9 protein-coding genes are annotated in these 11,292 nt (G+C 49.4%); 2 read left to right on the top strand and 7 right to left on the bottom strand.

Features of this window, described 5'->3' with window-relative positions; genetic code table 11:
• The 4 genes from BMW31_RS07705 to BMW31_RS07690 all read right to left on the bottom strand — a co-directional run.
• Window positions 1-265 (bottom strand): transposase (locus tag BMW31_RS07705; protein WP_091823556.1); only part of this gene is annotated, 265 nt, incomplete at its 3' end.
• 54 nt (window positions 266-319) lie between these two features.
• Entirely contained in the window at window positions 320-2,812 is a 2,493-nt protein-coding gene (locus tag BMW31_RS07700; RefSeq protein WP_091823553.1) for an ATP-dependent helicase, read from the bottom strand.
• Between the two features lie 23 nt (window positions 2,813-2,835).
• The gene (gene mtgA, locus BMW31_RS07695; RefSeq protein ID WP_091823550.1) at window positions 2,836-3,552 is read right to left on the bottom strand and encodes a monofunctional biosynthetic peptidoglycan transglycosylase; all 717 of its coding nucleotides are present in this window, start codon (window positions 3,550-3,552) and stop codon (window positions 2,836-2,838) included.
• Window positions 3,553-3,622: 70 nt separating this feature from the next.
• Window positions 3,623-4,324 (bottom strand): YiaD family glycine zipper/OmpA-like lipoprotein, encoded by a 702-nt coding sequence (locus BMW31_RS07690; RefSeq protein WP_091823547.1) that lies wholly within the window; start codon window positions 4,322-4,324, stop codon window positions 3,623-3,625.
• 272 nt (window positions 4,325-4,596) lie between these two features.
• Here BMW31_RS07690 and proS point away from each other — a divergent pair, with 272 nt between their 5' ends.
• Both proS and mutY read left to right on the top strand, forming a co-directional pair.
• Window positions 4,597-6,078, top strand: a complete 1,482-nt coding sequence (gene proS, locus BMW31_RS07685) for a proline--tRNA ligase (RefSeq protein WP_091823571.1) — start codon at window positions 4,597-4,599, stop codon at window positions 6,076-6,078.
• 369 nt (window positions 6,079-6,447) lie between these two features.
• Complete coding sequence (gene mutY / locus BMW31_RS07680; protein ID WP_091823544.1) at window positions 6,448-7,461, top strand: A/G-specific adenine glycosylase; 1,014 nt, start codon at window positions 6,448-6,450, stop codon at window positions 7,459-7,461.
• Window positions 7,462-7,464: 3 nt separating this feature from the next.
• Here mutY and BMW31_RS07675 read toward each other — a convergent pair whose 3' ends face one another.
• The 3 genes from BMW31_RS07675 to BMW31_RS07665 all read right to left on the bottom strand — a co-directional run bounded on the left by BMW31_RS07675 (window position 7,465) and on the right by BMW31_RS07665 (window position 10,845).
• Entirely contained in the window at window positions 7,465-8,016 is a 552-nt protein-coding gene (locus BMW31_RS07675; protein ID WP_091823541.1) for an isochorismatase family protein, read from the bottom strand.
• Window positions 8,017-8,095: 79 nt separating this feature from the next.
• Complete coding sequence (gene nrdG / locus BMW31_RS07670; RefSeq protein ID WP_091823538.1) at window positions 8,096-8,590, bottom strand: anaerobic ribonucleoside-triphosphate reductase activating protein; 495 nt, start codon at window positions 8,588-8,590, stop codon at window positions 8,096-8,098.
• A 29-nt stretch (window positions 8,591-8,619) separates the two neighbouring features.
• Window positions 8,620-10,845, bottom strand: a complete 2,226-nt coding sequence (locus BMW31_RS07665) for an anaerobic ribonucleoside triphosphate reductase (protein WP_091823534.1) — start codon at window positions 10,843-10,845, stop codon at window positions 8,620-8,622.
• Between the last annotated feature and the right edge of the window lie 447 nt (window positions 10,846-11,292).

Raw genomic sequence — 11,292 nt, 5'->3', positions numbered from 1 at the left:
CCTTCTTCAGGCGCTTCAGTTCTGCTTCATGCGCCTTGCGCTCCTCGAGCAGCTGGGCGCGAAGTTCGTCGAGCGTGGTTGGCAGTTCTTCGTGTTTCATAAGCAAGGGAATTGATGAGTTGTCGGGGTGGCCGTACGCGCGGAGGTATCCGAAGAATGTCGCCACGGGAATGCCGGCACTTGTGGAAAAGGCGCGTATCGACAGGCCACTCGTGAGGTACCGACGTAATAACTCTAATTTTTCGATTTCATTGTACTGTTTCATGACTTTTTACTTTTTTTGTTTGATGTAAACTGTCAACTTATTCAGTACAGGTCACTAAGAAATGATAGTGTATTTGGCAAATTTAAGGATGAGTTGCTTGGTACCGGTATTCTCAAACTCAACAGTAGCCTTGGTGTTTTCACCCGTTCCTTCAATCTTCAGCACTTTACCGATGCCGAAACGCTGGTGCTCTATCACGTTTCCCTCCTTGAGCGGAGAAGCCGGACCTCCGCTTGACGGACCTGAAGACTGAACTGGCGCCACGCTCCGCAGCCTTCGGCCGCCGTTGGCAATGGCACTGTTCACTTTATCCAAGCTGCCACCATCGGCAGCAAGTTTACGCTTGAACGAGCCGGAGAGTGGGTCTACGGCTTCTTCGGCACGCTTGGGAGTCGTAATCTTGGGCACAGGGTCGGCCATGAACTGGCCCGCTACGGGGCGGCTGTTTTGCATGCTGCCGTTCAGTTGCCTGTATTCGCTTCCCCATACGCTGCTGCCCGTGTATGGTTTTTCAATCTCGTAATCGTCCTTGAAGAAACTTCTGGGCTTGCTGCGCTTCATGTCCATTCCCGTTTCATCCTCCAGGCTGGTGAGGTTAGGGTTAATGTCGTTGAGGAATCTGCTCGGTACTTCGTACTCCATCTTGCCATATCTCCACCTCAACTTGCTCCAAGTAATCATGCAATGGCGCTTGGCCCGGGTGATGGCCACATACAGAAGGCGCCGTTCCTCCTCAAGTTCCCTGATGGAATTACTGGCCATCAGGCTCGGGAAAATGCCCTCCTCAAGCCCCACAACGAATACGGTAGGAAACTCGAGACCCTTGGCTGCATGTATCGTCATGAGTGTTACTTTTCCTTCAGCGTCATCAGCAGTGTCCAAATCGCTTAGCAGAGAGACCGTTTGCAGGAAGTCAGGCAGGTAGATTTCATCGCCTCGGTCTTCTTCTTTCTGTTCTTCAACAAATTGGGAAAGGCCGTTCAAGAACTCATCCAGGTTTTCTATGCGCGTTAATCCCTCAATGCTTTTGTCGGAAATCAGGTCCTGGTAGATGCCCGACTTCCTGATTACATCCTGTCCTAATTCAAAAGCATCGGTATTGGGCAACTTTTCCATGAACTCCTGTATGGCTGTCCTGAACTTTTCGAGCTTGCCTATTGTGCCGCTATTTACATCTAACTGGTAGTGAACTGGGGACGAAACGACCTGCCACAAACTAACCTGGTTGGCCTGTGCGCAGAGAGAAATCTTCTGTACGGTGGTGTTTCCAATCCCTCGGGCAGGATAATTGATGATGCGCTTGAGCGCTTCCTCGTCGTCAGGATTAACTATCAACCGGAAATAAGCAATGATATCCTTTATCTCCTTGCGCTGGTAGAAGCTCTGTCCGCCTACAATCCTACAGGGAATGTGCTGTTTGCTCATCTCCTCTTCAATGCTCCTGCTCTGGGCGTTGGTGCGATACAGAACGGCAAAATCGCTGTAATCACAGTTCTCTTTGTGTTTCAGGCGTTTGATTTCGTTACAAACCAGGGCCGCCTCAACCTTGTCGGAGCTGGTACTTTTGATGCTAATCTTCTCTCCCTCGTCGTTCTTACTGTACACATCCTTGGGTATCTGGCGCTCGTTATGCTTCATCAGACTGTTTGCGGCCTCAACTATGCGCTGCGTAGAGCGGTAGTTCTGCTCCAGCTTGAAGAGCTTGACTTCGGGATAGATGTGCTGAAAATTGAGCATGTTGTCGATGTTTGCTCCCCTGAAGGCATAGATGCTTTGGTAATCGTCGCCAACAACACAGAGCCTGCGGTGCTCCTGCGTGAGCTGCTTGACTATCTGCTGCTGGGCGAAGTTGGTGTCCTGATACTCGTCAACCAGCACATACCGGAACCTTTCTGCGTACTTAGCCCTAATCTCCTGATGGTCTCTAAACAGCATATAGGTAAGAACTAACAGGTCGTCAAAGTCCATGGCGTTGGCTTTCTGCAGCCTCTGCTGGTAGGCGGTGTATATCTTGTGGGTTTCCGGAATTCTGTTCTGCTTGTCTCGGGCAAAGGTATCAGCATCGTCGGCATACTGGGCAGGGAGAATGAGACGGTTCTTGGCCATCGATATTCTGTTGTGAATGGAAGCCGGTTTGTAGATTTTATCATCAAGTTTCATGTCCTTGCAAATCGTCTTGATGAGTGAGCGGGAGTCTGATTCGTCGTAAATCGTAAAGCTGGCATTATAACCTATGTGCTCTGCTTCAATCCGCAAAATCCGTGAAAAAATGCTGTGAAAGGTGCCCATGTACAGCTGTCGTGCACTCTCCTGCCCCAAGAGGGTGGCTATTCGCGCCTTCATCTCGTTGGCGGCCTTGTTGGTAAACGTAAGTGCCAGGATGTTCCAAGGCGCCATTCCGCCCTGCAACAGGTAGGCTATTTTATAAGTCAGCACCCGTGTTTTACCTGAACCGGCTCCGGCAATCACCAATTCAGGCCCGTCGCAATACTCTACGGCTGCCCGTTGGCTGTCATTCAAAGCATCAAGCAGTTCTCGGTTTGTCATGAATAATGTCTTGTTTCAATGTTTTATTTTACGTAGATGCCGCCCGAAGCAGTTTCGGGATTGTAGTCTTCTCCTTCTTTCGGGAAACTTGGAATGAATTTCATTTCGCGCTGAATGCGGCGTTGGCGCTTCCGCATATACCGACTGGGATATCTTGAACTGAACTTTCTGGGATTTGGCAATGTAGCTGCAATCAAAGCACAGTCGGCCCGTGACAGCTCATCGGCTTCTTTTCCGAAGTTATATTCGGCGCAGGCATCAACGCCGTAGATGCCATCCCCCATTTCTATCGAGTTGAGGTAAACTTCCATGATACGTTGTTTGCTCCATAAAAGTTCTATGAGCGCAGTGAAATAAACCTCGAATCCTTTGCGTGTCCACGACCTTCCGGGCCATAAGAAAACATTCTTCGCCGTTTGTTGTGATATCGTGCTTGCTCCGTGTGTACGCCGTCCTTTAATGTTGTTCTTGGCTGCTTTTTCTATTGCATTATAGTCGAAGCCATGATGCAATAGAAATCTCTGATCCTCGGAAGCCATCACCGCAACAGGCATGTGCGGTGAGATATGCTCCAGAGCCGTCCAGTGGTGATGAATGGTAAAGCTTTTATTCTCCACACATCTTATTATCATTAAAGGCGTAACGTAAACCGGTATAAAGCGATAGGCCACAACGGCCAATATGGTTGATGCGAAAAAGAAGGCCAAGGCCCATCGTGCAACTCTCCAAACCAATCCCATAATTCAAGCAAAAGGGGTGCGCACAAAGATTTGTACGCACCCTATTCAATCTTAATTTACTATAAGTGTCTTACTTCAATGTACCGTTGTTGGCAGCATCTACCATTGCCTGAGAGGCGTAGAGATAAACTTCAACACGGCGGTTCTGCTGACGTCCGGATGCCGTTGTGTTGTCTGCAATAGGCTCAGAGCTGCCTTTGCCCACTACATTCTGGAATTGTCCGGCAGGAACTCCGCAACTCTTGAGGTAGTTAACCACGCTTTGTGCACGGTTGTTGCTCAAAGGTATGTTGATGCCATCATTGCCGGTAGAGTCTGTATGACCGTAAATGTCTACGTGGCAGTCCTGGTTGTTCTTCAGTACTGTAGAGAATTTGGCAAGTTCGTTCTTGCTCGACTGGTTCAGATTGGCCTTGTTCGTTGCAAACAGAATACCGGAATCGAAAGTAACGCGCACAGCTTTCAGACCGTTGGCATCGGTAACTTCGTCAACTTTAGCATTCTGAACTTGAGCTGCTGTCTCCTGAGCAACCTTGTCCATGTGGCGTCCGATAAGGGCACCAGCTCCTGAACCAACGGCACCACCGATAGCAGCACCGATGGCAGTTGCCTTGGAATCCTTGCCAATAATGTTGCCGATAATGCCTCCTAATACGGTACCAGCACCGCCACCGGCTAAAGCACCCGTTCCTTGTTTTGTTGCACAGGAAGTCATACCGCCTGTAAGGGTCAGGAAACATAAGCCCAATGTCATTAACTTAACATTCTTCATAATTGTAAAATTCTAATATTTAATTTATATCTATAACTTCTATATCGAATCGATAAACCTCGTTGAAGGTTTCCCGTTCCTTTATATTACATGCAAAGGTAGCTCTTTTTTCATCATCAGATGTTATTTACCAACTTTTTTTATTAATTTTGCCACAAAATTACAGATTAGTAGGAAATCACCAAAAGGAAAATTCCTAAAACCAGATAGGTTTTTCCCTACGTGTAGTAGGCAGACTGGTGGTGATGCTGATAACAAAACAAAAGAACACTATGGCAAAAGAATTAAAAGAGTTGACTAAACGTGCTGACAATTACAGCCAATGGTATAACGACCTTGTTATGAAGGCCGACCTGGCCGAGCAGTCTGCTGTGCGGGGCTGCATGGTCATCAAACCTTACGGTTATGCTATTTGGGAGAAGATGCAGGCACAACTTGATAAGATGTTTAAGGATACCGGCGTACAGAATGCTTACTTCCCTCTACTCATTCCCAAGAGCTTTCTATCGCGCGAAGCGGAGCATGTCAAAGGCTTTGCCAAGGAGTGTGCCGTTGTTACACACTACCGCCTGAAGGCAAACGAGGAAGGGAACGGCGTTGAAGTTGACCCTTCCGCCCGTCTTGATGAGGAGCTCATCATACGCCCTACCTCCGAAACAATCATCTGGAATACCTATAAGAACTGGATTCACTCATGGCGCGACCTGCCTTTGATGTGCAACCAATGGTGCAATGTCATGCGATGGGAGATGCGTACACGCCCGTTCCTGCGCACTTCCGAGTTCCTTTGGCAGGAGGGACATACCGCTCACGCCACCCGTGAAGAGGCCGAGGCCGAGGCCCAAAAGATGCTTCATGTTTACGCCGAGTTTGCTGAACGGTGGATGGCTGTACCTGTCATCCAGGGCGTTAAGAGCGAAACGGAGCGCTTTGCAGGTGCCTTGGACACGTACACCATTGAGGCTATGATGCAGGACGGCAAGGCCCTGCAGAGCGGAACTTCTCACTTCCTGGGTCAGAACTTTGCAAAGAGCTTCGACGTAACCTTCCTTAACAAGGACAACCAGCCCGAATACGTTTGGGCAACATCATGGGGCGTTTCCACACGTCTCATCGGTGCGCTCATCATGACACACTCTGATGACAACGGACTCGTTCTTCCGCCGCGGCTCGCCCCTATCCAGGTAGTCATTGTTCCTATCTTCAAGGGCGAGGAGCAGCTTGCTGCAATCTCGGTCAAACTGCAACCTGTCATCGACGAACTGCGCGAGATGGGCATCAGTGTGAAGTATGATGACTCCGACAACAAGCGCCCCGGCTTCAAATTTGCAGACTACGAGCTGAAAGGAGTGCCCGTTCGGCTCGTCATGGGCGGGCGTGATTTGGAAAACAATACCATCGAGTTGATGCGTCGCGACACGCTTGAAAAAGAGAGCATAAATTTCGATGGCATAGCCGGACATGTAAAGAAGCTGTTGGAAGACATACAGCAGAACATCTTCGAGAAGGCAAAGAAATATCGCGATGAGCGGATTTACGAGTGTGACAACTACGAAGAGTTCAAAGAGCGGGTAAAAGACGGCGGCTTCTTCTTGTGCCACTGGGACGGTACAGAGGAAACCGAAGCAAAGATAAAGGAAGAAACGCAGGCTACCATCAGGTGCGTTCCGTTTGCCTACGAGCAAACTCCGGGGGTAGACATGGTGAGCGGAAAGCCCGCAAAATGCCGCGTGATAATAGCCCGCAGTTATTAAAATGTAATAGAAAATCGCACTGCAGAAAGGAAAACAAGAAAGACTTTCAGGCCTTGCAGTTAACGGATTACGCAGCTACGGAAGACCTCTGGCACGTTTCCTGCCGGTTTGCAACTCCGGATGTACTGTCTGTTATAAAGCCTTGAGTTTCAATCATTTCCTGTTATCTGCACCTTTCTGGGTTCATGGAGCTATGCTTCAACGTCCTTGAAGTTATCGTTCAAGGATGCTGAAGCATAGCTTCAGTCGCCTTGAAGCATAGCTTCGTCACGACGGCTGCAAACGAGCAGACTTTCCGTATAACCCGTATTGCCCGGGCGAGTGATATTTTATGTTCTTGAAATTCAATAATTTTCGACGTTCGCATCTATGACAAACGGAAACGAAAACTTTACTTCAGAGCTCTTGCACTGGTACAAACAGCACGGCAGAAATCTGCCCTGGAGGAATACCAAGGATGCTTACGCAATCTGGTTGAGCGAAATCATACTCCAGCAAACACGCATTGCGCAGGGCACTGATTATTGGTACCGGTTCATGGAGCGGTATCCGGATGTAGAAACGTTGGCCAAGGCGACCGAAGATGAGGTTTTGAGGCTCTGGCAAGGATTAGGTTACTATAGCCGGGCACGCAACCTCTTGAAAGCTGCAAGGCAAATAACAGAGCTGGGCCACTTCCCTACTACCGCCGCGGAAATCAGCAAACTGAAAGGTGTAGGCCCCTACACGTCGGCTGCCATCGGTTCTTTGGCTTTCAATCTCCCCATGGCCGCCGTCGACGGTAATGTGTACAGGGTGCTTTCCCGCTATTTCGGCATCAACATACCTATCAATACCACCGAGGGCAAGCACACCTTCCAGGCACTTGCCCAAAGCCTGTTGCCGCCCAATGAAGCAGGCACCTTCAACCAAGCCATGATGGATTTTGGGGCTATACAGTGTACGCCCGCCTCGCCGGCCTGCCCACAATGCCCGCTTGCCGAAAGCTGTACGGCTTACCGCAAAGGGCTGGTAGGCCAGCTTCCCGTAAAACTCAGGAACCTCAAAATTCGTGAACGCCATTTCACCTATTTATATATAAGGTGTCATGGCGAGGTGGCCATTCACCGAAGAAAGAAGGGAGACATCTGGCAAGGACTGTGGGAACCATTCTTGTCAGAAGCCGGAAGCGCCCTTTCTTGTAACTCCCCTGCCAAGCTGATACGCGGAAACGTCAAGCACGTGTTGACGCATCAGGTGATTTATGCAGACTTCTACCTGCTCAACATGAATGTGAAACCCGCTCTGCCCGATGATTACATCTGGATAAAGGAAACGGATTTTGACAGCTATGGCAAACCTCGGCTGGTGGAAAAGATGCTCCAAATACTGGCCGAAGATTAACCCTTACCCCATCTCTTGCAAGAAAGCATCGAGTGCCTTGCCTCTATCGAGCGAGGGAGAAAACTCTTTCAGGACACGAAACTTTTGCTTGCCGTAACGTGCGATGCCGTCTTTCAGAGTTTCGAGTACGCAGACATCGCCGGCAAGTCCGCAAATGTCAATCTGCTCTATGCCCATTATCTGAACAATATCGGCTATAAATGCAGCTGATTTTAAATTCTGAAAGATAGAATACTCCTCTCTGTCAGCATACACGCCTTTATGCAACACCTTGACCGGACCGGCCGTTGTATAGAGCGGATTGACCAAGGCAGGCCAGAGGGCAGCGCCTGTTGTATGGGCTACACAATGTAATGGCCAGACGCCGCCGTTATCCTTGAACGAGCAATGGCGATACGGATGCCAGTCTGCTGTCACGATTTTGTAAGCGTACTCGCCGTTATGGGCGGCTATGTATTTTGCCAACTCATCCATTGCCTCCGGTGCTCCGCCAATGGGCAAGCTGCCGTTAATGAAATCAATCTGCGGGTCTACGACCATTAATAGTTTCTTCATTGTCTTTTGCTGTTGTTAAGTTCAGGTACCATTTAAACGATGCACCGCCCTATTTATTGCGTACGCGAGCTGCCATAGGCTACCAAAGCGGACTCATCTCCACAACTTTTTGGGCTCTGAGAGAAGCGGGCACATCTATCAACCGCTGATTGGAAGAACCTCGGAACAGCAAATCGGCATCCTTGAGGCTTTGCACGAACGGGCCGTCGACCAGCACATCTATCAGCTCCAGAAGCCTTCTGTACCTGGGTTTCGACGCCAACGACTCGAATGTAAATCCCGTAAAGCACCATATATCTTTGTTGGTTTGGGTCTTGATGGCGCCGGCCAGCTCCGTAAAACCTTCAGCCTGGTACATCGGGTCGCCCCCGCTGAAGGTGACATTGGCGTATGGATCGGCCTTGATAACGTCCATGATGGCCCCAGTCGACATTTTTCGGCCATGCCCGAAATCCCAGGATTGCGGATTGTGGCAGCCCGGACAGGCATGCGAACAGCCTGCACAATAGATGGAAGTCCTGAAACCAGGACCATCCACCATTGTATCTTCAATGATATCTATAACCGAAATCACGTTGCTTTCTCCTTAACAAAGTTGCTTCCTCAAAGTCCTTGCTCGCCTTGCACATGCGTAACGCGGTCGTGCAGCTCGGCTAATTTGCCGCTGTTCCAACGGTCGGTGGTACCAACCAAGTAGCCTGTTATGCGTTGCAGCTTGTCGATATGGCGGCCGCCGCACTTGGGACAAGTCTCCATTTCAGTGTCCGCATTCTCGTAACCGCAGTCCATGCAGCGGTTGCGGTTATGGTTCACGGAGCCGTAACCCATGTTGAGCCTGTCCATCATGTCCACAACGCTCATGATAACCTGCGGGTTGTGGGTGGCATCTCCATCAATTTCAACGTAGAAAATGTGGCCGCCACGGGTCAGCTCGTGGTATGGAGCCTCTATCTCTGCCTTATGGCGGGCCGAACATTTATAGTAAACCGGCACGTGATTGGAGTTGGTATAATAGTCGCGGTCGGTTACTCCGGCAATAACTCCAAACTCCTTGCGGTCTTTCTTGGTAAACTTACCGCTCAATCCCTCGGCAGGCGTGGCCAGTATGCTGTAGTTGTGATGGTACTTTTCGGAAAATTCACCGGCCCTGTCGCGCATGTAGGTCACGATGCGAAGCCCCAATTCCTGAGCTTTCCGGCTTTCACCATGATGCTCGCCTACCAATGCTTTCAGGCATTCTGCCAGTCCAATGAAGCCTATACCCAATGTTCCCTGGTTGATAACGCTCTCGATGGTCTCCTCCGGATTAAGTTTTTCAGCTCCTATCCAGAGGTAACGCATGAGCAACGGGAACTGCTTGGCGAGCGCCGTCTTCTGGAATTGATAGCGTTCATCCAGCTGTCGAGCCGTGATGTCAAGCAGGTTGTCGAGTCTGGCAAAGAAGGCATTGAGCCGTTCGGTCTCTGATTCGATACCCATACATTCTATGGCCAGCCTGACAATATTGATGGTCGAGAAGCTCAGATTGCCTCGTCCAACACTCGTCTTAGGTCCGAAGCGGTTCTCGAAAACACGCGTGCGGCACCCCATGGTAGCCACCTCGTGCAGGTAACGTTGCGGGTCGTCGGCACGCCATTCGTCGCTTTGATTAAAGGTAGCGTCCAGGTTCAGGAAATTGGGAAAGAACCTCCTGGCCGTTACCTTGCATGCTAACTTGTAGAGATCGTAGTTCCTGTCATCGGGCAGATAGTTCACTCCGCGTTTCTTCTTCCATATCTGAATAGGGAAAATGGCGGTTTCGCCGTTGCCTACTCCGTCGTAGGTACTTTTCAATATCTCGCGCATGATGCAGCGACCTTCGGCAGATGTGTCGGTTCCATAGTTGATAGAGGAGAACACAACCTGATTACCACCGCGGCTGTGGATAGTGTTCATGTTGTGGATAAAAGCCTCCATAGCCTGATGCACACGGTTAACGGTCTTGTTCACGGCGTGCTGCAACAGGCGCTCGTCGCCCTCCAAGCCGGCCAAGTCTTTCTCTTCATAATCATCAATTGCCACATCATAAAGATGCGACAAGTCTCTGTCTGTCAGTTTTTCCAGGTTCTTCACCTCTTCTATATAGCTGGAACGGACGTATGGAGCGAGATAAAAGTCGAAGGCGGGAATAGCCTGTCCGCCGTGCATCTCGTTCTGGCAAGTTTCCAGCGAGATGCAAGCCAGCACGGCAGCCGTCTCTATACGCCGGGCCGGACGGCTGCTTCCATGACCTGCCGTGAACCCATGATGCAGGATGACATCAAGCGGATGCTGCACGCAAGTAAGCGATTTGGTGGGATAGTAATCCTTGTCGTGGATGTGCAGATAATTGTGCTGCACGGCGTCACGCACGTCTTCGGAAAGCAAGTAGTCGTCAACAAAAGGCTTGGTGGCCTCTGACGCAAACTTCATCATCATGCCGGCAGGCGTGTCGGCATTCATGTTGGCGTTCTCGCGCGTAATGTCATTGTTCTTCACGTTGACAATATCCAGGAACACGTCGCGCGTCTTGGCTTTACGGGCAATGCTGCGTTGGTTGCGATAGGCTATATAGCTGCGGGCTACATCCTTGCGCGAGCTCTTCATCAGCTCTCGTTCAACGGCATCCTGAATGCCCTCCACGCTCATCTGCGACTTGCCATGAAAGTTAACATGGCACACTATTTTCTCAATAAGATGTTCGTCCTCGCCTCTTTCTGTATGCAGCATGGCTTTACGAACTGCATCAACAATTTTCTGTTCGTTGAAACCTACGATGCGGCCATCACGCTTTACGACTGTTTGTATCATGATAGAATGATGATTGTTTGTTGTTAGAAATCGATTGCAAAGATACTACTTAATTCAATACGTTATTCATTTTAGACAACTTTTTAATAGTTAATTATTGTCAATTCAATAATTATCAAGCATTTACAAATATCAAATGGAAAACTTATGTAACTAATCTCATCTTTCAGATTGTTATTTTGGAAAACTCCACAACAATCTATTTGATTACAAATTCTACAAATACAAAATATATGCAATCATGACATGCGCCGTTAACTGATGATCTGCATTCACAAAAAAAGTCCGCTCAAAGGGTAAAATACAGCATCTGTTGCGTTGCAGTTCACTGTCGGGCTGAACTTTTGACAAGTGTCAAATTCATCTGCGACAGGTGTCGAACAATCGTGCGACACTTGTCGAAAGTTCCCGGAGCACATCTTCGGCACCGCCGCAGCACTGTTACAA

Source organism: Prevotella sp. kh1p2 (assembly GCF_900111525.1).
Classification (GTDB): Bacteria; Bacteroidota; Bacteroidia; order Bacteroidales; family Bacteroidaceae; genus Prevotella.
This window is presented reverse-complemented; position numbering and strand designations above follow the sequence as displayed.

Excerpts from the sequence above, each read along its gene's own strand:
- BMW31_RS07700 (WP_091823553.1), bottom strand. The coding sequence starts at position 2,812 with ATGACAAACCGAGAACTGCTTGATGCTTTGAATGACAGCCAACGGGCA.
- proS (WP_091823571.1), top strand. The coding sequence starts at position 4,597 with ATGGCAAAAGAATTAAAAGAGTTGACTAAACGTGCTGACAATTACAGC.
- BMW31_RS07665 (WP_091823534.1), bottom strand. The coding sequence starts at position 10,845 with ATGATACAAACAGTCGTAAAGCGTGATGGCCGCATCGTAGGTTTCAAC.
- mutY (WP_091823544.1), top strand. The coding sequence starts at position 6,448 with ATGACAAACGGAAACGAAAACTTTACTTCAGAGCTCTTGCACTGGTAC.
- BMW31_RS07675 (WP_091823541.1), bottom strand. The coding sequence starts at position 8,016 with ATGAAGAAACTATTAATGGTCGTAGACCCGCAGATTGATTTCATTAAC.
- mtgA (WP_091823550.1), bottom strand. The coding sequence starts at position 3,552 with ATGGGATTGGTTTGGAGAGTTGCACGATGGGCCTTGGCCTTCTTTTTC.
- BMW31_RS07690 (WP_091823547.1), bottom strand. The coding sequence starts at position 4,324 with ATGAAGAATGTTAAGTTAATGACATTGGGCTTATGTTTCCTGACCCTT.